Annotated in this window: 17 protein-coding genes; 6 read left to right on the top strand and 11 right to left on the bottom strand. The window is 65.1% G+C overall.

All coding sequences use genetic code 11. From position 1 onward, the window contains the following. Positions 1–50: 50 nt before the first annotated feature. The 3 genes from ABZ720_RS04370 to dctP are packed head-to-tail and all read right to left on the bottom strand — an operon-like array spanning position 51 to position 2,919. The gene (locus ABZ720_RS04370; protein ID WP_366554189.1) at positions 51–1,373 is read right to left on the bottom strand and encodes a TRAP transporter large permease; all 1,323 of its coding nucleotides are present in this window, start codon (positions 1,371–1,373) and stop codon (positions 51–53) included. Further along, positions 1,370–1,903 (bottom strand): TRAP transporter small permease subunit, encoded by a 534-nt coding sequence (locus ABZ720_RS04365; RefSeq protein WP_366554187.1) that lies wholly within the window; start codon positions 1,901–1,903, stop codon positions 1,370–1,372. Before ABZ720_RS04365 ends, ABZ720_RS04370 begins: the two co-directional genes overlap by 4 nt. Further along, on the bottom strand, positions 1,900–2,919 hold the full coding sequence (gene dctP, locus ABZ720_RS04360) for a TRAP transporter substrate-binding protein DctP (RefSeq protein WP_366554185.1): 1,020 nt from the start codon (positions 2,917–2,919) through the stop codon (positions 1,900–1,902). Before dctP ends, ABZ720_RS04365 begins: the two co-directional genes overlap by 4 nt. Positions 2,920–3,100: 181 nt before the next feature. Between dctP and ABZ720_RS04355 the strand changes: the two genes are divergently transcribed. Both ABZ720_RS04355 and ABZ720_RS04350 read left to right on the top strand, forming a co-directional pair. Continuing rightward, positions 3,101–3,967, top strand: a complete 867-nt coding sequence (locus ABZ720_RS04355) for a LysR family transcriptional regulator (RefSeq protein ID WP_366554430.1) — start codon at positions 3,101–3,103, stop codon at positions 3,965–3,967. After that, complete coding sequence (locus ABZ720_RS04350) at positions 3,964–4,857, top strand: LysR family transcriptional regulator (protein WP_366554183.1); 894 nt, start codon at positions 3,964–3,966, stop codon at positions 4,855–4,857. Before ABZ720_RS04355 ends, ABZ720_RS04350 begins: the two co-directional genes overlap by 4 nt. 64 nt (positions 4,858–4,921) lie before the next feature. On the opposite strand, the gene ABZ720_RS04345 is transcribed toward ABZ720_RS04350, so the two are convergent. From ABZ720_RS04345 to ABZ720_RS04335, 3 genes are all read right to left on the bottom strand, one after another. After that, positions 4,922–5,524 (bottom strand): DUF1989 domain-containing protein, encoded by a 603-nt coding sequence (locus ABZ720_RS04345; protein WP_366554181.1) that lies wholly within the window; start codon positions 5,522–5,524, stop codon positions 4,922–4,924. Then, positions 5,521–6,477 (bottom strand): agmatinase, encoded by a 957-nt coding sequence (gene speB / locus ABZ720_RS04340; protein WP_366554179.1) that lies wholly within the window; start codon positions 6,475–6,477, stop codon positions 5,521–5,523. The genes ABZ720_RS04345 and speB overlap by 4 nt, the downstream gene beginning before the upstream one ends. A 109-nt stretch (positions 6,478–6,586) precedes the next feature. Continuing rightward, positions 6,587–7,528: an NAD(P)H-dependent flavin oxidoreductase gene (locus ABZ720_RS04335; protein WP_366554177.1), complete on the bottom strand. Its 942-nt coding sequence runs from the start codon at positions 7,526–7,528 to the stop codon at positions 6,587–6,589. 224 nt (positions 7,529–7,752) lie between these two features. Here ABZ720_RS04335 and ABZ720_RS04330 point away from each other — a divergent pair, with 224 nt between their 5' ends. After that, the gene (locus tag ABZ720_RS04330; protein ID WP_366554175.1) at positions 7,753–8,832 is read left to right on the top strand and encodes a TAXI family TRAP transporter solute-binding subunit; all 1,080 of its coding nucleotides are present in this window, start codon (positions 7,753–7,755) and stop codon (positions 8,830–8,832) included. Between the two features lie 19 nt (positions 8,833–8,851). Here the strand turns inward: ABZ720_RS04330 and ABZ720_RS04325 are convergent, their stop codons facing one another. From ABZ720_RS04325 to ABZ720_RS04310, 4 genes are all read right to left on the bottom strand, one after another. Further along, entirely contained in the window at positions 8,852–10,969 is a 2,118-nt protein-coding gene (locus ABZ720_RS04325; RefSeq protein WP_366554173.1) for a dipeptide ABC transporter ATP-binding protein, read from the bottom strand. 11 nt (positions 10,970–10,980) lie between these two features. Then, a complete protein-coding gene (locus ABZ720_RS04320; protein ID WP_366554171.1) occupies positions 10,981–11,880 on the bottom strand; it encodes an ABC transporter permease in 900 nt (299 codons plus the stop codon). An 11-nt stretch (positions 11,881–11,891) separates the two neighbouring features. After that, positions 11,892–12,824 carry an ABC transporter permease gene (locus tag ABZ720_RS04315; protein ID WP_366554169.1) on the bottom strand — a complete coding sequence of 311 codons (933 nt, stop codon included), beginning with the start codon at positions 12,822–12,824 and terminating at the stop codon, positions 11,892–11,894. A gap of 124 nt (positions 12,825–12,948) precedes the next feature. Further along, positions 12,949–14,631 (bottom strand): ABC transporter substrate-binding protein, encoded by a 1,683-nt coding sequence (locus tag ABZ720_RS04310; RefSeq protein ID WP_366554167.1) that lies wholly within the window; start codon positions 14,629–14,631, stop codon positions 12,949–12,951. A gap of 439 nt (positions 14,632–15,070) precedes the next feature. Here ABZ720_RS04310 and ABZ720_RS04305 point away from each other — a divergent pair, with 439 nt between their 5' ends. From ABZ720_RS04305 to ABZ720_RS04295, 3 genes are read left to right on the top strand one after another with little or no spacing between them, the layout of a single operon-like run. Further along, positions 15,071–16,585: a glycosyltransferase gene (locus ABZ720_RS04305; RefSeq protein WP_366554165.1), complete on the top strand. Its 1,515-nt coding sequence runs from the start codon at positions 15,071–15,073 to the stop codon at positions 16,583–16,585. Further along, the gene (locus ABZ720_RS04300) at positions 16,582–19,929 is read left to right on the top strand and encodes an NfrA family protein (protein WP_366554163.1); all 3,348 of its coding nucleotides are present in this window, start codon (positions 16,582–16,584) and stop codon (positions 19,927–19,929) included. Before ABZ720_RS04305 ends, ABZ720_RS04300 begins: the two co-directional genes overlap by 4 nt. A 4-nt stretch (positions 19,930–19,933) precedes the next feature. Further along, complete coding sequence (locus tag ABZ720_RS04295) at positions 19,934–20,998, top strand: DUF4434 domain-containing protein (RefSeq protein ID WP_366554161.1); 1,065 nt, start codon at positions 19,934–19,936, stop codon at positions 20,996–20,998. Here ABZ720_RS04295 and ABZ720_RS04290 read toward each other — a convergent pair. Further along, positions 20,957–22,783 carry a TRAP transporter permease gene (locus tag ABZ720_RS04290; RefSeq protein ID WP_366554159.1) on the bottom strand — a complete coding sequence of 609 codons (1,827 nt, stop codon included), beginning with the start codon at positions 22,781–22,783 and terminating at the stop codon, positions 20,957–20,959. The two genes, ABZ720_RS04295 and ABZ720_RS04290, sit on opposite strands and share 42 nt — an antisense overlap. Positions 22,784–22,787: the final 4 nt, after the last annotated feature.

Genomic DNA, 22,787 nt, shown 5'->3' with positions numbered 1-22,787 from the left:
AAGTGATCGAGAAAGTTGCATTCGGTTGGGGCTTAGGCCACTTCTGCAGATCAGTTGAATATCGCACGGGGCAGCCAGAGCGCGATCCCGGGGAAGCTCACGACCAGGGCAAGGCCGATGAGTTGTAGCGCAATGAAAGGCAGCGCAGCGCGATAGAGATCGTTCGTCGTGACGCTCGGCGGCGCCACTGCGCGCATGTAGAACAGGTTATAGCCGAAGGGCGGTGTGAGATAGGCGGACTGCATGCTCAGAATGAAGAGCACAGCGAACCACACCGGGTCGAAACCCAAGGCTGTGATGACCGGTATATAAAGCGGGATGGTGATGAAGATGATGGCAAAGTCGTCCAGGAACATGCCCAAAACGAAGTAGCTCGCCAGCATTACCAGCAGAATCATCATGGGGCTGAGCCCCGTTTCAGCCACCAGATTGGCAACCAGCGCGCCGGCGCCAAGTCCAATGTAGATCTTGCTGAAAAAGACTGCGGCGAGCATGACCCACATCATCATGCCCATAATCTTGGTGGTTTCCAGCAAAGCGTAGCGCAGCACATCCCACGTCAAGTTGCGATGCACGAAGGCGCACAAGAGCGCACCGCCGGCGCCCACAGCCGACGCCTCGGTTGGCGAGGTCACGCCACCGATGATCAGGCCGAGCACCAAGGTGATCAGTCCGCCGGGCAGGATCAGGGCTTTGAGCGCCTTGATCTTGCCCAGGGCGTTGACCCGTTCCTCCGCTGCGATAGCCGGACCCAACTCGGGATTGAGGCGACAGCGCACCGCAATGTAGACGCTGTATATCGCAGCCAGCATCAGTCCCGGCACAAGGCCGGCGGCAAAGAGCTGCCCGACGGATTCACGCGCCAGGAAAGCATAGACGATCATCACCACGCTGGGCGGAATGAGAAAACCCAGCGCGCCGCCCGCCATGATCGTGCCCGTTGCCAAGCGCTTGTCATAACCTCGCTTGAGCATTGCCGGCAGGGCAATCACACCAAGACTGACGGTTGCCGCCCCTGACACGCCAGCCATGGCGGCGATGAGTGCACAGATAACGACCGTGCCGATACCCAGTCCGCCGTGCACACCACCCATGAGCTTATGCACCATATCGAACAGCGCATCAGTGATGCCGGAGCGTTGCAGCACCAGGCCCATGAAGATGAACAATGGCAAGGCAACCAGCACATAGGTGTCCATCACACCGTAGGTGCTGACCACCAACATCTCGAGGGCATTGCTGCCCCATAGCCAGTAGGCCGAGGCCACCCCCACCACTGTCAGCGACCAAGTGAGCGGCGTACCCAGCAGAAGTAGGACCAGCATGGACAGGAACATGCCGGCCGTAACCGTCAGCGGATCGAGGGGCATCATGCGGCAGCGGCCTCTTCGGGCTCTTGAATTTTGAACAGTACGAGCAGATCGGTCACCCAATCGGCCAAACGCTGCAGGAACATCAGGCCTACCGTGAGAGGGATGATGGATTTGAGAGGATAGACAGGCGGTTGCCAGGTGCTGCGAGACGAGAACTCGCCTATGGCCCAAGAACGGGCCGCAAAATCCCAGGAAAGTACAAAAAAGATCAGGAGCGCACCGAGAATCGCCAGCCCGGTCAGACAGTCCACCGCCGCCTTCATGCGCGGCGGCATGATCTGGTAAAAGACCTCACAGCGAACGTGGGCGTTGTGCTTCTGAGTATAAACCCCGGCCAGAAGGCAGAATCCGCCGTAGAGCATGGTGGAAAGTTCATGCGCCCAATCGGTTGGGCGCATGAACAGATACCGCATCGACACCTCGTACAGGATCACAGCGATCATCACGAGACAGGCCCAGGAGACCAGTCGGCCCAGGCCTTCGCTGATCTGGCGTTGAATAGCGATCCAACGACGGAGCAGTAAGATCACAGACGACCGGCTCCCCGTGCGATTGTGCGGATCATCTCGACGGCTTTGGCATTGCGCTCGGACTTCTCGGCCTCGTCTTCCCAGACCTGCTGCGCCGCCTCGGTCAATGCCATAACGTCATCCTGTGGCAATGACTGAACCTGGAAACCACCATCCTGCAACGCGGCCTGGGCTTCGGTATTGTTCCAGTAATGCTGCTGCGCCGCCATCTCCTTGGTTGCCAGTTCCACGATCTTCTGGAGATCCGGAGCGAGCGATTCCCAGGCACGCATGTTGACAAGCATGCCATCGGCATAGCCGGGCTGCAGCAAGGACAGTTCAGTGTAGTGGATGGCCACCTCATCGAGCTTCAGCAGCTTGTAGTCATGTGCGCCACCGTAGATGACACCGTCGAGCGAACCGGTGTTCAGACCCAGGTATAGCTCTTCAGGCGGCGCATAGACGGTGGGGATATCGAACTGCTCTAGCACTGCCGAGATCGTCGAGGTCGCGCGAATACGCATGCCTTTCAGATCTTCCAGGCTGCTGATCGGTTCTTTGGTCAGCAGGTCATAGGGCCCGCCGAACATGGGGCAGATGTAGTGAACACCCTGCTCCGCATAGGCTTCACGCAGAAGCTCTTCCAGGCCCAAACCATACCAGAGGTGATAGGCCTCCGAGATGTTCGACCAAGCCATCGGCAAGCCGGCCTCGATGTTGCCCAGGTCCAGCCTGCCCGGCCAGTAGGCGCCAAAGCCCTGGGCCATCTCCAGCATCCCCATTGATAGGGATTCAAGGATCTGATCGTTCGGCGCCAGTTCCCCGCCGCGAAAGTGTGTCAGTTCCATGCGCTCGCCGCTGGCTGCTCGGATGTCATCCGCCAGCGGAGCATGAATATGGTCGGTTTCAGTTCCATAGTAGCGCTGCATGCGCCACCGGACCGTATCCTGCGCCGCCGAGGCGCGAACACCCACTGCGCTCGAAGCGGCAACGACACCGGCTGTGGTCGCTCCTGTCAGAAACTTGCGCCTTTGCATTCTTTCTACTCCCTGCTCTCGCGGCGGCCTTGAACCGCTATCTGATGGCACTCATTGACGCTAAGGAGGCTTTCGTTTACGCAAAATACGAAATAATCGATGGTTACTCCCTCAAATATCGATATGTGATTCTGGCGTGCGCAGCCTCTCAAACAGCGATCTGCGGCTCATCCGGATATTTATGGTCCTGGCGGAATGCAACGGATTCTCAGCCGCTGAGCAGGCGTTGGGACTGGGTCAGTCGACCATCAGCACACACCTGAAGGCCCTTGAGGATCGGCTGGGCTATCGCCTCTGTCAGCGCGGTCGCGTCGGCTTTCGTCTCACCCAGGAAGGCCTGAAACTCTATGAGAGCGCACGCAAGCTCTTCTCCGCCATAGAGCAGTTCCGGTCGGAGGCGGCGGCGGCTGAAGGACACCTGGTCGGTGAACTCTTTTTGGGACTCCAGAGCCAGGCCGCCGGCGGTGCTTCCCTGAACCCTCACGAGTTGCTGGGGGACTTGCTGGAGGGGGCCCCGGAGCTCCATCCCCACCTCGAGACCGCTTCTCCAGCGGTGCTCGTGGAGAAGGTGGAGAATGGAACGCTTCATCTGGCTATTACTATCCTGCCCCATCCCTCGCCCACGTTGCGCAAACACATGCTCTATTGGGAACAGGCATCCCTCTACTGTTCCAAGCGCCACCCTCTCTTCGATTTCCCGGATCGAAAGCTTTCACCGCGTATGCTCGATCAGCAGGCGCTGGTGTGCCGCAGCTACTGGCTCGAGCAAGACCTTGGCCTCCTCGGCCGGGAGCAATCTGGGGCAACAGTGTACGATATTGAAGCCCAGCTCACGCTCATACGCTCAGGTCGATACATTGGCTTTCTGCCCATCCATATCGCGCAGCGAAGCGATCTGTCGCAGGAGTTGCGCCCCTTGCTGCCGAACCGATACAGCCACCCGTATCCTGTCTATCTGATCGCGCGACGGGCTTTTGCCGAATCACTTGCCGAACGGCGGTTGCTCCATCTGCTGCGCGCCGCCCTGCCAAAGAACCGCAAGGCATGAAGCAACTTCTCGATATAGACCTCGGCCTGATCCGCATTTTCCTCCAGGTGGTGGAAAGCAATGGTTTCAGTGCAGCCCAAGCAGCCCTGGGCATGAATGCCTCAACCATCAGCGCCAAGATGTCCAAACTTGAGAATCAACTCGGCTACCGTCTCTGCCGCCGTGGACGCAGCGGCTTTCGGCTCACACCTCAAGGGCAAGTCGCCTACGAGGCTGGAAGGCGCCTGCTGCGCAGCGTCGAAGACTTCTGCTCCGAGGCCACCGCCTTGAAAGGCCGCCTGGCAGGAGAAGTGCGCCTTGGCGTTCTCGACAACATACTGCACGACCCTAATGCCCCGCTGGAACTGGCGCTACGCGAGTTCCTGGCAATGCCGAACGAGGTGCATGTGACTTCGGTAACGGGAAACCCGGTCGATCTGGCACAGAAGGTGCTCCAGGGCACCTTGCATCTGGCCCTGACATCCGCACCGCAGAAGCTGCCCGGCCTCAACTATGAAGCCCTTCATGAAGAGGAGAACGGACTCTACTGCGGACGGGGTCACCCACTATTCGATTGGGCGTCGCCCGGGCCGACTCTGGAAGAGATTCGCAAACATGCTCTCATCGGGCGGGCGCACTGGATGCGTCGGGGGCCCCGGCTTCTACCAGGCACAACGCCACGGGCGACCGTGTCCGATGTGGAACGCGAGTTGGAACTCATTCTGACAGGACGTTTTCTCGGGCTCCTGCCCTTGGCCTTCGCCGCGCCTTGGGTCACCTCCGGTGAGCTTGAACGAGTGGCGCCCGAGCAGATCAAATGGCGCGTCCCCTTCTACGTTCTGACCAAACGTGGATACGCCATGCCGCCCAGCGCCACAGCCCTCATTCAACTGATCCGGGAGCACTTTTGAGGACGCCTATCGACTGGCGACAGCATCAACAGGAACAGCAGCGGGCGGGCGCCCCGCTCGGTCCTCACTCGACCTCGACAATGATCTCGCTGGGGCCGTGTGCGCCGGAGTTGATTGGCCAATCGGCTATCTGCAAGTCGTAAGGGCAAGCCGAAATTACAGCGATCAGGTCCATCTCCGCCCGTAACACAACGTAACCGCCAGGAACAACAGTGTTGGGCGGCGATTCGAAGCCGCCTTGCTGGGTCACCCGTGTGTTGGTGAAAAAGTTGATGGGCTGAGGCACGACGTCGACGCTGTGCCCCACACGACGCAGGGCAGTGTGCATATTGTCCGCACAGTTCGGGTGCGGTCCCTCGTGCCCGAGCTGCTCGTATCGGAACTGGTCGCAAGCAGCGATCATCATGTCATGGACGCCGTCCGCCCCATCTTCTTCGAAGTAGATCATGGGGCGCCGGAATCGCGACTGCAACGTATCGCCCTGGCGGGGCTTCACGTTACGAGTCCAAACCCAGGTGTGATTGGCGGAGAGCCACTCGCCACGGTCTCTTGCGCTGAAGGCAAAGAAGTCCGCGGCCTGCGCGCCCTTCGGTGTTGTCAGACGCAGGCGTTGACCACGAGCCACCTCGACCGCGCGTCCTTCTCTTGCGGGAACAACCAGCTTCATTGCGCATACCTCCCAGCCATGATGCACAGGATTTCGTAGATCAGTGTGGCGGCGGTCAGGGAGGTGAGGTCGCCGACGTCGAAGGGCGGGGCCACCTCCACCAGGTCGGCGCCGATGAAGTCGAGGCCGTCGAGGGCGCGCAGGAAGCGCTGGGCCTCATGGATGGAGAGGCCGCCGGCTTCCGGGGTGCCGGTGCCGGGGGCATAGACGGGGTCGAGGCCGTCGATGTCGAAACTGAGATAGACCTTGCCCTCACCCACAACCCGGCGCGCCTCGGCCGCCACGGCGGCCGGGCCCAGGTCCTGTGCCTCCTCGATGAACATAACGCGCATGCCCTGCTCGCGGGAATAGTCCCAGCCTTCCGGTGAATTCTGGGCGCCACGGATGCCGATCTGGATGCTGCGCTTCGGGTCGATCAGCCCCTCCTCGACCGCGCGGCGGAAGGGCGTGGCGTGCATGAACTTGGAGCCGTGGAACTGGTCCCAGGTGTCGGTGTGCGCGTCCACGTGCACCAGGCCGAGCGGGCCGTGCCGCTCGGCTGCGGCCCGTAGCAAACCGAGGGTGACGCTGTGATCGCCGCCGACCGCAAGGGGCCGCACCCCCGCTTGGTGGGCCAGGCCGGCGAAGGCCGCAATGTCCTCCATGACCGTCTCGTGGTCGTAGACCGACCGGAAGCGCACGTCCCCGAGATCAGCCACGCGACAGACCTCGTAAGGGTTGAAGCGCGTCACATGGTGGATCATGCGCATCATTGAGGAGGCATCGCGGATGGCGCGCGGGCCGTGGCGGGCCCCGGCGCGGTTGGTGATGCCGCCGTCGTAGGGAATGCCGAAAAGGCCGATGTCCACCGCGCTCCAGTCCCCGGCCAGGGGCGCGCGCAGGAAGGTCGCGATTTCGGCATAGCGCGGCGTCAGCATGGCGCTGGTGTCGGTGGCGGAAGACTCTTGGCTCATTGCCTGTCCCTTGAACTGATCCCGGCTCACAATCGTCCCGCCAACGCCTTGCGGAAAAGCGATTTTAGCTGATGTTTACTTTGCAGTTTCTCGAGGTGAAGCGCAGCACTCAAAAGCACGACAACCGGGCCTGCGCCTCACTGACGATTTCCGCCACGATCTGCGCCGCCGGCTTCTGCTCGGCGATCAGATCGACGCACTCGCCGCCGAAGACCACAGCCGTGTCGCCGTCACCCCGCGCCGCCGCCTCGAAGTAGCGCGCCTGCTCCGCCTCCAGGCCAGCGGACAGCGCCGCCTCTCGCCCGTGCCAGCGCTCCAGGAAGTTGTTGGCAACCGCCCGGCCGGTGAAGTGATCGGGCCAGGGATAACCGCGCACCAGATCGAAGACCCGGGTGCGCTGGGTCTCGTCGCCGGCGGCCGTCAGAAGGCGCTGCTTGATCCCTTCGGCGGCCAGGGCCTCGTCGGAGGCGAAGAAGCGCGTGCCGATCAGGACCCCGGCGGCGCCCAGCATCAGGGCCGCGGCCAGACCGCGGCCATCCGCCACCCCGCCAGCCGCCACCACCGGCAGCGGCGCCACCGCATCGACCACGGCGGGCACCAGCGTGAAGGTGGAGCGCGCGCCACCGTGCCCGCCGGCCTCAGTGCCCTGGGCGACGATGATGTCGGCACCCCAATCCCTGGCCTGGCGCGCCGCGGCAAGGCTCTGCACCTGGCAGATCGTTTTGGCGCCGCTTGCCGCAGCCTTGGCCACGAAGGCCGAGGCGTCGCCGAAGGAGAACATCACCGCCTCAGGCCTGCGCTCCAAAGCCAGGTCCAACAGTTCGGGCTGGCGCGCCAGGCTCCAGGTGATGAAGCCGACGCCGAAACGCTTGCCCTCAAGCAGGTCTAGTTCGCGCGCGAGCCACTGCGCATCGCCATAGCCACCGCCAAGCAGGCCCAGCCCACCGGCATCACTGACCGCGGCACAGAGTTTCCCGCCTGCAATGTTTCCCATCGGGGCGAGCAGCAGGGGATGATCGACGGCGAGCAGGTCCGTGAGCAGCGTTTGCATGGGCGATGATTCCTGATTGGGCCGATGACCGCTGGGATGGGCCGGGGAAAGACAGAACAGCGATTATCGCCAGAGTGGCAGAGTCACGGCCCGGCTGGCAACGCACGAACCTCTGTCTCACTCGCTCGCCGCCAAACTTGCCAAAGAATGGCCGCGAGATCGCCTTGGCCTTGCTGCGTTCCTCGGCCTATCCTGGGCAGGCTGCAAGAAGGAACGCGCTCGCCATGGATCGCCAGGGCCTCACCCGCCGCCATCTGCTCGCCGCCTTGAGCGCAGCCGGCGGCCTGTCGTTGCTGCCGCCGGCGCTGCAGGCACAGGACCCCAACTTCCTGCGCATCGGCACTGCCTCCACCGCCGGCATCTACTTTCCCATCGGCAGCCTGCTCGCCAGCGCCATATCCAGTCCGCCCGGCAGCCGGGAATGCGAACGCGGCGGCTCCTGCGGCGTGCCGGGGTTGGTGGCGGTGGTGCAGACCACCCACGGCTCGGTGGACAATGTCGCCGGCCTTGCGGAGGGTCGACTGGAAACCGCCTTCTGCCAGGCAGATGTGGCCTACTGGGCCTTCCAGGGCGAAGGCCCCTTCGAAGGGCAGGCGCCCCAAGAAGAGCTGCGCGCCATCGCCAACCTCTATCCCGAGGTGGTGCAACTCGTCGTGCGCGCCGGCAGCAACATCCGCACGGTGGAGGACCTGCGCGGCCGGCGCATCTCCATCGACGCCGATGGCTCCGGCACACAGGTGGACGCGAAACTCATTCTCGATGCCTGGGGCCTGGCACCGGACGATCTGGAGGTTCACTACGTGCCGGCCAACATCGCCGCCGGCATGCTTCGGGTCGGCGAACTGGACGGCTTCTTCATGGTGGCCGGGGTGCCGACGCCCTCGATCCAGGACCTGGCGCGGGAAGCCCCGATCAATCTGGTGCCGATCACCGGCGATCCGGCGCAGGCGCTGCAGACGCGCTATCCCTTCTTCACCCGGACCAACGTCCCGCCCGGGGCCTATCCTTCAACCTTCCCCATCACCAGCCTGTCGATCGGCGCCCAGTGGCTCACCACCAGCGCCTTGAGCGACGATCTGGTCTACGCCATCACCGCGGCCCTCTGGCACCCGAACAATCGGCGTCTGCTGGACGAAGGCCACCCCAAGGGCCGCCTGATCCGGCTGGAAACGGCGTTGGACGGTCTGGGCGTACCGCTCCACCCCGGCGCGCGGCGGTTCTACGAGGAAATGGGTATTTCGGTCACCGAGCCCTTCGACCTGGACGCCCCGGAAGAGGCTGAACCGGCAGAGGATCGCGGCTGACCCTCACGCCGCATCCATGTCACTCGGCCGCCGGCCGCTTCTCGGCGATCACCGGATCCATGGCCCGCAGTTCCTCTTCCGGGATGTGACAGGCGATCACGTGGCCGGGCTCGGTCTCCACCATCGGCGGCACCTCGGTCTCGCAGATACGGCCGATCTTGCGGTGGCAGCGGGTGTTGAAGGGGCAGCCCTTGGGGGGATTGAGCACCGAGGGCAGAGCGCCCTCCAGAATGATCCGCTTCTTCTCGATGGAAGTGTCGGCGATGGGCACGGCCGACAACAGGGCTTCGGTATAGGGGTGATAGGGGGGCGAGAAGACCTCGTCGGTCGTCCCCTGCTCCACGATGTGCCCCAAGTACATGACCACCACCCGGTCGGCCAGGTAGCGCACCAGGCTGAGGTCGTGGCTGATGAACAGCAGGGTGGTGCGATAGCTGCGCTGGATGTCGGTCAGCAGGCTGGTCACCGCCGCCGCCACTGAAACGTCCAATGCCGAAACCGGCTCGTCGGCCACCACCATCTTGGGGTTGCCGGCAAAGGCGCGTGCGATGCCCACGCGCTGCTTCTGGCCGCCGGAGAGCTGGCGCGGGCGCCGACGGGCGAACTCGCGCGGCAGCTTGACCAGGTCGAGCAGCTCCAGCACCCGCTGGCGCACCTTGGCTGGATCCTTCTCCACACCGAACTTCTTGATCACCCGCGCCAGCTGACCGCCGATGGTGTGACTGGGATTGAGCGTATCGAAGGGGTTCTGGAAGACCATCTGCATGGAGGCTATTTCCGCCGCCGAACGCTTTTCGATCGGCTTGTCGGCCAGGTCGGAGTCGCGGAACGCGATGGTGCCCTCGGTCGCGGTCTCCAGGCCCATGAGCACCTTGGCGAAGGTCGACTTGCCGCAGCCGGACTCACCCACGATGGCGACGGTCTGCCCCTCCCGGGCGTCGAAGGTGATGCGCTCATTGGCCTTGACGTGGCGCAACCGCTTGCCGCTGATCAGCGCGGCGATGGAGCTGTCGCGCACCTCGTAGTACTTGCGCAAGCCATCGACCCGCAGCACCACCTCGCCCTCGTCGATCTCCTCACCAGCGTCGCTGCCGCGCGCCTTGGCCTCCCAATCGATTTCCTGCCAGCGCAGGCAGCGGGTGCGATGGCCCGGCTGATCGGGGATGGTTTCCATCGGGATCGGTCCGGCGTCGCAGCGTCCGCCTTCGAAGAACTCGCAGCGAGGCCCGAAGTAGCAGCCCTGCGGCCGCTCGTGCGGCAGCGGCAGTTGCCCGACGATGGGGATCAGCGGCCGCGCGTTCTTGTCCGCGCCCGGCAGGGGTATGCAGTTGAACAGGCCGCGGGTGTAGGGATGGCGCATGCGGTCGAAGACCTCTTCGACGCTGCCCTCCTCCACCACCACGCCCGAGTACATCACGTTGATGCGATCGCAGGTGTCCAGGATCAGGCCCAGATTGTGGGAGATGTAAATCATGGAGGTGTTGAAGCGCTCGGCGATCTCGCCGATCAGCTCGACGATGCCCGCCTCCACAGTGACGTCCAGCGCCGTCGTGGGCTCATCCAGCAACAGCAGCGACGGCTGGGACAGCAGGGCCATGGCGATGACCACGCGCTGCTGCTGCCCGCCGGAGATCTGGTGCGGATAGGCCCGCATCACCCGCTCGGGGTCGGGCAGCTTCACGTCCGCCAGCATCTGGGCGGCCCGCTCATGCGCCTCTTTCTCGCTGATGCCGCTTTCGTGGTTGAGCGGCACCTCCATGAGCTGCCGGCCAAGGGTCATGGAGGGGTTCAGCGACGCCATGGGCTCCTGATAGATCATGGCGATCTCGCCGCCGCGCAGGTGGCGCAGCTCCTCGGCGGAGAGGCTCGCCATGTCGCGCCCCTTGTAGCGGACAGTGCCGCCGACGATGCCGCCGTTGCGCCCGAGATAGCACATCACCGCCATGGCAACTGTCGACTTGCCGCAACCGGACTCCCCGACCAGGCCCACAGACTGCCCCTGCATCACCTTCAGGTCGAAATCGAGCACCGCGGGAATCTCGCCGGCACGGGTGAAGTAGCTGATGCACAGCCCTTCGCATTCCAGCACCGGCTGGTCGGGCGTCCAATCGGAGTTCGGCGTACTGGCTTGGCTCATGGCGCCTTTCCTCAGTCGCGCAGCGAGATCTCGCGGATGCCATCGGCCAGCAGATTGAAGCCGAGGACCAGCGAGGAAATGGCAATGGCTGGGAAGATCGCCATCCAGGGAGCGAAGGTGATCATGGCCCGGCTTTGCGCCACCATGCTGCCCCAATCTGGCGTGGGCGGCGGCAGGCCCAGGCCCAGGAAGCCGAGCACGCCGATGGTGATGATGACGTAGCCCATGCGCAGGCAGGCATCGACGATCAGCGGCCCTCGGGCGTTGGGCAGCAGTTCGACGAAAAGGATCCAGGACAGGCTGGCACCGGAGGTCTGCGCCGCCGCGATGTAGTCGCGGTTACGCAGATCGAGCGTCAGGCCGCGCACGATGCGCATGATGCCCGGTGCCGAGGCGAAGGTGACCGCCAGGATGATGTTGAGGCCCGAGGGACCGATCAGCACGATGATCACCACGTAGAGCACCAGCACCGGGAAGGCGAGAATGATGTCCGCCACGCGGTTCAGCAGGTCGTCGACCCAGCCGCCGAGATAGCCCGCCAGCAGCCCGAAGATGCAGCCCACGAAGTAGGCGCAGAAGGTGGCGATGGGGGCATAGAAGAGAACGGTGCGCGAGCCGTAGATGATGCGCGAGAGCACGTCGCGACCCAGTTGATCGGCGCCCAGCCATAGCGTCTGGCCGGTTTCCGTCACCGTGCCCGGTGGTGCAAAGGGCTGGATCTGTGCCGTGGGCGAGAGCGGCGAGATCAGCGGGGCAAAGAGCGCCACCAGGGCCCAGACGAGCACCAGGCCAAAGCCGATCATGCCAATGGTGGATTCCCGCAGCAGCCCAAGGCCGCCGATCATGCCACGCAGGAAGCCGCGCCGCCCTCCGGGCGAAGCGGCCGCCTTGGCTTCGACAGTGTCTGCCATCCCTCGCCCCCCTACTTGAAGCGAATGCGCGGGTTGAGCAGGGTGTAGCCCACGTCCGCCAGGACCTGGGTGCTTACCGCCACCAGCACAGCCACCATGGTTGCCGCCTCCAGCAGGTAGACATCCTGATTGAGCGCGGCTTCGAGAATGAGCGATCCGAAGCCCTTATAGGCGAAGGCCACCTCCACCACGATCACCCCGGAAAGCAGCCAGTTGATCTGCAGCATGATCACCGTGAAGGGCGCGATCATGGCGTTGCGCAGGGCATGGCGCATGATCACGGTGCGATAGGGCAGCCCCTTCAGGATCGCGGTGCGGATATAGAGCTGCTGCATCACCTCGGCCATGGAAGCGCGAGTCATGCGCGCGATGTAGCCAAAGCCGTAGAGCACCAGCACCATCACCGGCAGGACCAGTTCCAGCGGATTCCAGCCATCCGACATGGCGGAAGTCCCGGGCAACCAGCCGAGCCAGGTGCTGAAGAGCACCGTGAGCAGCACCGCGCTGGCGAACTCGGGGATGGAGGTGGTGATGACCGAGGCGACGGTGATGCTGCGATCGGTCTTGCTGCCTTCGCGCATGCCCGCCAGGACGCCCAGCGTCAGCGCAAGGGGGACCATGATGGCGAAAGTCACGCCGGCGAGGATCGCCGTGTTGCCCAGCCGAGGCCAAAGCACGTCCGCCACCGGACCGCGGAATCGAATGGATTGGCCGAAATCGCCCGAAAGGACGTTACCCAGCCACTCGACATAGCGGACATACCAGGGCCGCAGGTAGCCGTTCGCTTCCAGCCAGGCCTGAATCTGTTCCGCAGAGGTAAAAGGGCCCAGTACACGCCGCGCCACCGCTTCGCCGTTGATCTCCATGACCAGGAAGAGGATCAGGGAGATGGCGAACATGGTGAGCACCATGTAGACCAGCCGCTTGCCGACGAAGATCAGCATGATCGCTTCGCCTCGCGAGTGTGCCGCCACGGCATCAGGTCCAGGCGCCCCGGCAGGATGCAGCAGCCGGCGGCGTGGCCCTTCACGGACGTGCCGCCGACCACCTCTCGTTCAGCCCTTGGCCTCAGGCCGCGAGCCAGACCTTCTCCAGATGGAACTCGCGTGCGAAGTGGTACGCAAAGCCCTGCACCTTCTCGGTGCCCCCAGTGTAGATCTTGGTCCAGAACGGTGTGATGGAAATGGCATCATCCTGGATGATCTCTTCGAGCTTGAGGACGATCTCCCGACGCTCCTCCACGTCGACCGTACCTTCAGCCTGGTCCAGGAGATCATCGAACTCCGGGTTGTTATAGTCGGTCTCGTTCCAGGCCACACCGCTGCGGAAAGCCAGTCCCAACACCTGCACGCCGAGCGGACGGGTGGTCCACTGGGTGATTGAGAAGGGCCAGGTGGTCCAGCGTTCCCAGTAGGTGCCGCCCGGCAGGACTTCAACATTGAGGTTGATGTTGCACTCGGCCAGCTGTTCGCGCATCGCCAGGGCAATGGAGCTTTCCCAGCCGGGATCGTTCACCGTCTGCATGGTGATGTCGATGCCGTCTGGATACCCGGCCTCGGCCAGCAGTTCCTTTGCTCTCTCCACGTCGCGCGGCGGCAGCGGAAGGGAGGTGTACTCCGGATGGATCGGCGAGACCGGATGGTCCTCTCCGGGCACGCCCAGCCCCTGATAGGCCACTTCCAGGATACGCGCCCGGTCGAGACCGGCCTGGATGGCCTGGCGCAGCGTCTTGTTGTCGAAGGGCGGCTCGGAGACGCGCATGCGTGCCAGACCGGTGATCGCCGTGGTCTTCTCGAAGAGCTGCAGGTTGGGCATGCCCTCCACCTGGGGAATCAGATTGATGTCCAGGGTGTAGAGGATGTCCACCTGATTGGAGGCGAGCGCCGCGAAGTGGGCGCTGGAATCCGAACCGAGGTCGATGTAGCGGATCGTGTCCAGATAGACCTCGTCGCCCCAGTAGTCGTCGCGCTTGGTGAACTCGGCCATCTCGCCGACGCGGATTTCCTGCATCGCCCAGGGGCCGGTGCCGATGGGATCCGTCATCCAGTTGCCGCCGCTGGCCAGGGTCTCAGCCAGGGAGCGATGCGCGATCAGCGCCGGATAGTCGCCCAGGCTTTCCGGGAACTGCAGCATGGCCCGCTGCAGATTGAACTGCACCGTGTGGTCGTCAATCTTGACCATGGCGTCAGGCGCCGGCTTGGTGACATCGTCTTCCGTGATGGTCAGGGCGGAGAAGCGCCCTTGGTTGGACGAGCCGACGGCCGGATCGAGCCAGCGCTCGAAGTTGGCGATTACGTCGTCGGCGCCGAAGTCGTCGCCGTTCGACCACTTCACGCCCTTGCGCAGGTGGAAAGTCCACTGTGTGAGATCGTCATTGGGCTCCCAGCTCTCCGCCAGCAGCGGATGCGACAGGTTGTCCGTGCCAATGCGCACCAGTGATTCGATGGACATGCGCAAGAGGTTGCCCTTTTCCGACCAGTCCACCGTCGCCGGATCGCCGACCTCCATCACCGCCATGCCGACGCGCAGGGTGCCGCCACGCTGCGGCTCCTGGGCCGCGGCCTGCGGCATGAGGTCTTCACCCAGAATCTTGCCCGCCATGGAGTAGGCGGCCGGCACCGACACGCCCAGCAGGACGGCGGTGCGCAAGAACTCGCGACGACCGCATTTGCCCGTCTCGAGTTGCTCCTTCATCTTCGACAGAAGGGGGTGAACCCGCTTGACTGCCTTTTCCCGGCCATTCGTCGACATTCTTGTCTCCCCGTTCATGCGCATGGCCCGGCGACGCCGGACCTTTGGTTATCTCTATGCGGGCTCAGGCCCCTCTACACGCGCTCGCGCCTGCCCGGCGTCTTTGCATGCTCCCTGCCCCATCGTCGCCGGCCGATCCCTGTTGTGAGCATCTGCTGCAACGGGCAGCGGGCAACGTCAGCCCCCATGACTATGAGAAGCTTAGCAGACTGTATGGCGGCCCATAAAGCCCAAGTGTCGGAATGCCGACATTCTTTGCCTTTTCGGCGACTCACAACCACCGCGGTTGCGTCGCCTTCCCCCTGAAACGACAGGCTACTCGCCCGGCGGTTCACTCGGAAGTCCGGCATGATGCGCCGCTCACGCCAGCGAAACTTCACGGCACGCACTTTACAATAATATCTCGCCTAAATAGTATTTTTATAAACGACAAAGGGCGATGCGTGTGAGCGAGTCGGTTTGGGCAGCGATGCTTCTCCACGAAATCCAGTACACGCTGCTTTTCCTATTTTTGTTCGCTTTTTGTTCTTCTACGGTCGTCATTTTCTTGTCCTCGCTGGAAGACGCCCTGCTGGATGGCTTGTGGCTTTTGGCGCGGCTGCAAGGACGACTTCCAGCACCGGCCGCAGTCGCGCCGAACACTCGCACTGCACAACGCCCTTTGGCCGTACTCGTGCCCGCTTGGGATGAAGCGGAGGTGCTGCCTCAATCCCTGGGCCACTTCCTGTCCTCGGCCCGCTATGAACACTTCCGGGTCTTCGTGGGCTACTATCCAAATGATCCTGCGACCCGGGAGGTGCTGGAAGGGCTTGCCGTCGAAGACGAGCGCATCCTTCCCGTTTCCACCGGCGAGCCAGGCCCCACCTCCAAGGCGCACTGCCTGAACGCTGTCCTGGCCGAAATCCTGGCCTGGGAAGCGCGCAACGGTCTGCGCTTTGCCGGCTTCGTGCTGCAGGATGCTGAAGACGTTTCCCACGCCGACGCGCTGGCGCACTTCGACAGCCTGCTGCACGACTATGACCTGATACAGCTCCCGGTCTTTCCAATGGTGGAACGCACACGCCACCTAGTGGGCGGACACTACCTGGATGAATTCGCGGAAAAGCACGCGCAGGAGGCGCCGTTGCGCGGGCTGCTGAGCGGGGTCGTTCCGGGCGCCGGCGTCGCCACGGCCTACGGACGGGAGGCACTGCTGACCGTGGCCCGCGCCAACCAGGGAGATGCCTTCCGCATCGGCATGCTGACGGAGGACTACGAACTCTCCCACCGCCTGGCCAACGAAGGGACACGCCAGATTTTCCTGCGGCGGCTGGCCGGCCCCGGACCCGGCCTCAACACCTGCCAGGACCTTCTGGGCACGCGCGAGATCTTTCCCCACAGCTTTAGCGCCTCCTTGCGGCAGAAGACGCGCTGGATCCTGGGCAACGTCTTCCAAGGCTGGGAGCACATCGGCTGGCGCGGGAGGATCGCACAGCGCTACTTCCTCTACCGCGATCGCAAGATCCTGCTGTGCGGCCCCGCCGCCTTCTTCAGCATCGCGGGACTCCTCTACACCGGATTGGCCGACTTCGTGGCGCGAACGGCCCCTGCCTATGCCCAACCGCCGCTCTTGCCGCCCGAGGATCCGCTGTGGCTGTTGGCCTACGCCAACCTGGGCTTCCTGCTCTACCGGCTGGCCATCCGGCATCTCTGGGTTGCGGCGCTCCACGGCTGGCGCCAGGCATTGCCGGTGCTGCTACGCTATGTCGTGGGGACCGTAATCAACTACCTGGCCCTGGGGCGCGCCAGTCTCCAGTACTTCAAGCACAAGATCACGGGTGAGCCGCTGGGCTGGGACAAGACCCGGCACCACTTTCCGCGCAGCGTTTCGCACCAGCCCGAGTCGCCTCCTCCTAAGAATGCGCCGCCGATAGCGCGTGGAAATACCGTGCGAGCGGCGGCAGCGGCACGATGATACTGGGCCCACGCTGTGGCCTGCGGCACGTGCTGCCCTGCCTGCTGGTGGCTCAGATGTTGCTCGCGCCCGAGGCCAGAAACAGCGAAGCGGAGGGCCCGATCCTGCTGCATCTCACGGCCCAGGGTGTCGTGGTGCGAAGCCTGAACGCGGAGGAGGCCGGCACCTATGAAGACCAGCTTCGTCGTGCATCCGCCGTCGGCTGGCTTGCCGGGTTGCGACAGAGGGTGCGGCGGCATCCGGTGCTGCGCGATTTTGAACTGGCGCTGAAGCGCGACGACCTCGACGCGGCGCGCCGGATCTTCGCCACCCATGTCCAGCGCCACGCCGGGGATCTGTTGATCGGCTGGCGGCTGTTGGAGGCACATGCAGCGCAAGGTGACGATCAGTCGGTCATCCTGGCAGCCGACAGGCTGCTGCGCCGATTGCCCAGTTTCGGCCCGGCCTACCTGCGCCGTGCCGAAGCGCGCTATCGCCTGGGAGAACAGCTGCAGGCCTACACGGACTTTACCCGCGCCCTGGAACAGCCGCTCGCGCCGGCGGAGTTCGCGCGGGCAGCGACGGCGCAGTTGCAGATCCTGGTCGACCTGGGCGAACCCGAAGCTGCGCGGCGGCTGGGCAACAAGCTGCATGATGTCTTACCGCCGTCCCGGGGCAGAGAGCGCGCGTTGGGCCACGCCGCGCACGCGTTGGACCACCACGAGACGGCAGTGGCGCATTTCCGCAAGGCAATTGAGTTGGGCGCTGGATCCAGAGTGACGCTGGCACTCGCCAACAGTCTCGATCTGGCTGGTCACAGTGAGGAGGCGCTGCAGCTGATCCTGGGCCGGGCCTTGCCGGATGCTTATGAGCCGCAGCGCCGGCGCCTGCTGTCGCGCCTGGCAGAGCGCGTCGGCGTGCAAGGGCTTGCGATGACATCCGCGGCCGAGGCCTTGGCACTGGGCGAGGACCCGCTGCTGCGACTGGAACTGGCACAGCGCCTGCTCGACCGGAACGAAGACCAAGCCGGCAACGGCGAGCGTGCCTGGCTGGTGCTGGCCGGTGCCGGCGCACAGCCGTGCCACAAGCAACCGGAGGCAGCGCAGCAGCGGTGCCTGCGCCTGGCCGTCGCGGCACTTCGGCGCAGCGGTCGAAGCGATCAACTGGGAGAGATGCTGCGCAGCGCATTCGCCGCCTCCCAGGGCGCGGAGTTGCTGGCCGCATTGGTCCTGGCGGTGATGGAGGAAGACCGGCCGCTGGACGCAGCGCGCCTCCTGACCGGCTTGAGCGCAGCTGCCGACAGCCCGCACAAGGCCGCCGACGAACGCCGCCGGGCAGCGGAAGTGTATCTTGCCGCCGGACGGGGCGACGTTGGCCTCCACCTTTTGCTGTCCGGCGCAGAAGATGCTGAGGGACAGCTCTCGCCGCGCGCCGCCCGGGTCGCGATCTACGCCGCCCAGCAGGCCGGGGCGTGGCAGCACCTTGTGACTCTGCTGCATGGACAACCCAGGGCGGCCGACGGCCTGCCCCAGGACACGGATCAAGCGCGCAGCTATTGCGATGCACTGGGCCGCCTGGGCTCCACCGAGGAAGAAGGCTGTCTCCTGGCGCTGGCTCGGCGCCTGCCGCAGGAGGCGGAACTGCTCTATCGGGCGGCCTCGCTGGCACGAGCCCGAGGTGATGACGAAGCGGCCGCAAGACGCCTCGCGCAGGCGGTAGAGCGGCGCGCCGTAGCGGACTGGCTGCTCGAGTTGGGTCACCTCGAGCTGGCTCTGGGACGTGAAGCGCGTGCGGAGCGCCGCTTTCGTGCCGCAGTCGATGCGGGTGCGGGCCCGCAAGCCAGGCTGGCCCTGGCCTATGCACTGCTGCAACGCGGTCGGCGTGGCATGGCGGCGCACCTGCTGCGCCAGGCGCTCGAAGGAGACTTGCCGCAGCAGCAACGGCTGACGGCATTGGAGGCGCTCGCCGATATTCTCGTGCAGTCCGGCGCGTTGCGGGAGGCGCTGGCCGCGCTGACCGAAGCCGCGGATATCGAAGCGAGCCCAGGGCGCCTGCTGCGCCTGGCGGCGGCGCAGCTGAAACTGCAGCAGTTCCAGCGGGCGCGCGCCAGCCTCCTGTTCGTCGATCCGGATGACCTGGAGCCTCAGCACCGCGCGCGCTATTTCGATCTCCTGGCCGAAGCGGCAAGCGGCACGCACGCGCTGGAACTGCAGGTTCGGGCACGTCGCGCCGCCCTCACCCTCGCACCCACGGGCGCGCGCCATGAGCTGCTGGCCGACGCCCTGCTCGCCACCGACACCGCCGCCGGTCGGGAGGAGGCGCGCCACCACCTGGCGCAGGCCATAGCACTGGACGGCACGGAACGCCCGGCCTTACTTGCGCGGCTCGCCCATCTCGACCGCGCCGCCGGCGAGAGCGAGCGCGCCGAAGCGCTCATGCGCCTGGCGGCAAACCATGCGCCGGATGTGCCGGAGTATCGCGAGGATCTCGCCCAACTGCTCGCCGACAGCGACCAGCCGCACGAAGCCGTGCCTCACCTGCGCGCTGCCTTGGAAGCGGCTTCCGCTCACCCTCATGCCACCATGCCCCATCGACGCAGGAAGGTGGCCGAGCTGCAGGCCCGCCACGCCGCCCTCACCCGCCGCTGGCGCCTGCGCTGGGAAGAAAGCTTCTGTCTCGGTGGAAGTTCGGATTGCGAGCGGGCCAGCCTCGTCTCCACGGCCAGCCAGTTGGGACAGGGATTGGTCGAGGTGGGCTACCAACCGATCATCAATCCACAGCTCGGCCGCTTCGAACTGACGGCCCGTGTCAACTGGGACCGGGACAGCGGCAGTCTGGCGCCGCGCCCGCGTTATGCCCAGGCTGCCTTCGGCCTGCGCGCCCGGCCATCCGCCAGCCGCGACTTTTGGGTCGGGTTCGAGCGTCTACAGGCTCTGGGGCCGGAGGGACGCGACGACTGGCGCGTCTTTGGCACCTATCGCTGGGCCCGGGGCCTGGACTGGCGGATTGCCGACAAGGGCCACCGGCTCTTCTCCAGCGTCTACGGCGAGATGGACCGTTACGTCGGCGGTGCGCAGGAAACCAACGCCTTCGCGGATGCCCGCATCGGGCTGCGTGGCCAGTGGGGCGAGGACTTCGCCTACATGCCCTTTGCCTATGTAGCGGGCAGTCGGGAGGAGAGCCGAGAAACCGCCCTCTACCGTGTCGAGGCGGGGTTGGGGCTGGCCGGAAGCTGGCGCATCGTTCCGGACCTCTACGATGGCTACCTGGGCGAAGCGACCGTCACTTTGCGCCTCGGCCGCGAGACGGACAGCCTTGGCAAGAGCGCGACCCGCGGCACGCTGGGGCTCGGCGTGAGGTACTGAGCCCATGCACTGGCTGCGTTCCCTCCTCCTGCTCCTGTTGCTGCTCACCACCGAGGCATCCGCAGACGCCGACTGCCCGGAACCGCCACAAGGCAGCTTTCTGCAGCTCTACCTCGACCAGGGCCCACCCTGGGAGCACACCTCCGCACAGGCGCTGCAGCGCTGGAAGGCGCTGGGGGCGCAGGAGATCGTGCTGCAGTGGAGCGCCCATGGCAGCCCTGGGGACGAGCGCTTTGCCTTGATCGAGCGGGGTGCCGTGCAGGCCCTGCTGGAGGCTGGCGCGCAAGCGGGTGTCCGCATCCGTCTCGGCCTGCGCTACGACCCCGGCCTCTGGGATCCGCGCAACCATGACGAGGGACGATCAGCAGATGGCCACACCACCGTAACCGCGCCGCCCTCGGAACTGGAAACCTACCTGGCGCGGCGACTGCGCGATCAGGAAGCCTTGGTGGCGGCCTTGGGGCCCTTCGCCAATCACCCGGCCTTCGCCGGCTGGTACATCGCCGACGAGATCGACGACCGCAACTGGACCTCACCGGCAAGGCGCGCGGTGCTGGTCGACTATCTGGCCGATGTGGCGGACCTGCTCTACGCAGTCGCGCCCGGCGCCGACATTGCGATCTCTGGCTTTTCCACGGGCTGGATGCCGCCGCAGGAATGGGCCACCTTCTGGACCGATCTGCTGACAGCGACCGGCATTGACCGCCTCTACTTCCAGGACGGCATTGGCGCCGGCCATTTGGAGATGACCGAACTGCCCTATTACCTGCCGCCGCTGGCCGAAGGTCTGCAAAAGGCAGGGCACGACTTGAATGTGGTGGTGGAGCTCTTCGGAGCCGGAGAGCAAGACGAAGCCTTCGGCCCCGCCGACCCCCAACGGGTCATGCAGCAACTCGCCCTGGCAGAGGTGACGCGAGCGCCGACAGTGAGCTTCGCCCTGCCCCACTATGCGGACAGCGAAGAGGGCCCGCGGGCAGCCCGCCTGGCCGCGGCATTGGCCGAACTCACAGCCAACTGCCCGGCGCGTTCAAAAGCCCAGCATGAGAATCAGGACCAACCCGGCCGGTAACGCCACCAGCCGGCGCAGCAGCTTACCCGGCTCCCCCACCACCGCATAGGCGAGCAGCGTCAGCCCCAAGCCCACCTTCACCGCTGCAGCCAGGGCCAGCAGCGGCGTTACACCCAACTGCAGGAGCGAGGGATTGAAGACAAAGCCGAGCGGCACGAGGAACAGGCCGATGCCAAGCTGCATGGCCTTGCCGGCCACCGGCAGCCAGGGACAGCGCGCAATGCCCGCCGCGATGAAGACATTGCCGCAGACCGGCGGCGTGATGGTGCAGAGCAGCGCGTACCAGAAGACGAAGAGGTGTGCGTAGAGCTCGGGCAGTCCCACCTCGACCAGCGCCGGCCCGGCCACCGCGACGCAGATGATGTAGGCCGCGGTGGTCGGCAGCTCCATGCCCAGCACCAGGCTGGCGGCCGCGGTCAGCAGCAGCACCGCCCAGAGCTCCCCGCCGGACACCGAGAGGATCATGGAGGTGAGCTTCACCCCCAAGCCGGTCATGTTGAAGACGCCGACGATGATCCCGGCGCAGATGATGACCGCGGCGATGGTCGCCACCTGCTGCGAGCCTGAGACGAGTGCCTTCTCGGTCCGCGCCCACCAGCGGGACAAGGATATCTCGCCCCCTTCCTGGATGAAGAGCAGCAGCCAGGTGGCAGCGGTGGCAAAGACCGCGGCGTAGGAAAGGGTGTAGCCGGTGAAGGCCAGTGCGCCGATCAGGATGCCGAAGGGCACCAGGAAGAAGGGCACGGTGCGCACCACCAGGGCCCAGCCCGGCAGTTCCTCGCGGGTCAGGCTGCGCAGGTCGTAGCGCAGGGCATAGGTGTGCACCGCCATCCAGGCCGCGACGAAGAAGAGCACTGCCGGCAAGCTCGCCGCCACCATGATCTCGGTGTAGGGCCGGCGCAGCAGCTCGGCCATAACGAAGATGCCCGCGCCCATGATCGGCGGCATGATCTGGCCGCCGGTGGAAGCCACGGCTTCGACCGCAGCCGCCAGCGGTGCGGGGTAGCCGCGCTTCTTCATGGCAGGGATGGTGACCATGCCGGTTGAGGCCGTGTTCGCCGCCGCCACGCCGGAGATGGTCCCGTAAAGCGCCGAGGAGACGACCGCCACCTTGGCCGCCCCGGCGCGCAGCCGGCCGGCAAGCTGGGTCGCCAGCGACATGAAGCCGGTGCCCGCCTGCCCGGCGGAGATAAAGGCACCGAGAATGATGAAGAGCGAGATGACTTCCACCGAAATGCCGGTGAGCGAACCCCAGAGCCCGGCCTCGGTGATGGTGAGCGTGCCGAGGTAGTAGTCGGTGGGAATGCCGGCATGGCCGAAGGTGCCGGGGATGTGCTCACCGAAATAGCCGTAGAGCAGCACGATGAGAGCCACGCTGGGCAGGACCGCCTTGATGGCGCGCCGGGCCATCTCCAGCACGGTGGCGAGCAGCACCAGCGCCACCGCGATCTGCAGCGCTCCTTCCAGGGCACCATACTGACGTATCAGGCTGCCCCGCTCGAACATGATGTAGCCGCAGGCCAGCAGCCCGGCCGCCCCCAGGACCCAGCCCGACCAGCGCTGGAACGGGCCGCGCGAGGCGGCAATCCCCAGGAAGAAGACCCAGAGGATCGCCAGCGCCAGATGCGCCGGACGGGTGATGAGATTGGGGATCAGGCCGGAAAAGGCGACCCAGAGGTGAAAGCCCACCGTGACCACCGCGGCGGCCAGGGCCAGTCGCTGCAACCACGGACGGTCGGCATAGCTGTAGCCCTCTTCGGCCGCTGCCTGCTGGTCTTGCTGCACCGCC

This window comes from Aquibaculum sediminis (assembly GCF_040712085.1).
Lineage (GTDB): Bacteria > Pseudomonadota > Alphaproteobacteria > Kiloniellales > DSM-21159 > Aquibaculum > Aquibaculum sediminis.
This window is presented reverse-complemented; position numbering and strand designations above follow the sequence as displayed.

Bases quoted from the DNA above. Each gene is read 5' to 3' on its own strand.
- ABZ720_RS04310 (WP_366554167.1), bottom strand. From the start codon at position 14,631: ATGTCGACGAATGGCCGGGAAAAGGCAGTCAAGCGGGTTCACCCCCTT.
- speB (WP_366554179.1), bottom strand. From the start codon at position 6,477: ATGAGCCAAGAGTCTTCCGCCACCGACACCAGCGCCATGCTGACGCCG.
- ABZ720_RS04330 (WP_366554175.1), top strand. From the start codon at position 7,753: ATGGATCGCCAGGGCCTCACCCGCCGCCATCTGCTCGCCGCCTTGAGC.
- ABZ720_RS04295 (WP_366554161.1), top strand. From the start codon at position 19,934: ATGCACTGGCTGCGTTCCCTCCTCCTGCTCCTGTTGCTGCTCACCACC.
- ABZ720_RS04335 (WP_366554177.1), bottom strand. From the start codon at position 7,528: ATGCAAACGCTGCTCACGGACCTGCTCGCCGTCGATCATCCCCTGCTG.
- ABZ720_RS04350 (WP_366554183.1), top strand. From the start codon at position 3,964: ATGAAGCAACTTCTCGATATAGACCTCGGCCTGATCCGCATTTTCCTC.
- ABZ720_RS04305 (WP_366554165.1), top strand. From the start codon at position 15,071: ATGCGTGTGAGCGAGTCGGTTTGGGCAGCGATGCTTCTCCACGAAATC.
- ABZ720_RS04345 (WP_366554181.1), bottom strand. From the start codon at position 5,524: ATGAAGCTGGTTGTTCCCGCAAGAGAAGGACGCGCGGTCGAGGTGGCT.
- ABZ720_RS04320 (WP_366554171.1), bottom strand. From the start codon at position 11,880: ATGGCAGACACTGTCGAAGCCAAGGCGGCCGCTTCGCCCGGAGGGCGG.
- ABZ720_RS04300 (WP_366554163.1), top strand. From the start codon at position 16,582: ATGATACTGGGCCCACGCTGTGGCCTGCGGCACGTGCTGCCCTGCCTG.
- ABZ720_RS04355 (WP_366554430.1), top strand. From the start codon at position 3,101: ATGGTCCTGGCGGAATGCAACGGATTCTCAGCCGCTGAGCAGGCGTTG.
- ABZ720_RS04325 (WP_366554173.1), bottom strand. From the start codon at position 10,969: ATGAGCCAAGCCAGTACGCCGAACTCCGATTGGACGCCCGACCAGCCG.
- dctP (WP_366554185.1), bottom strand. From the start codon at position 2,919: ATGCAAAGGCGCAAGTTTCTGACAGGAGCGACCACAGCCGGTGTCGTT.
- ABZ720_RS04315 (WP_366554169.1), bottom strand. From the start codon at position 12,824: ATGCTGATCTTCGTCGGCAAGCGGCTGGTCTACATGGTGCTCACCATG.
- ABZ720_RS04370 (WP_366554189.1), bottom strand. From the start codon at position 1,373: ATGATGCCCCTCGATCCGCTGACGGTTACGGCCGGCATGTTCCTGTCC.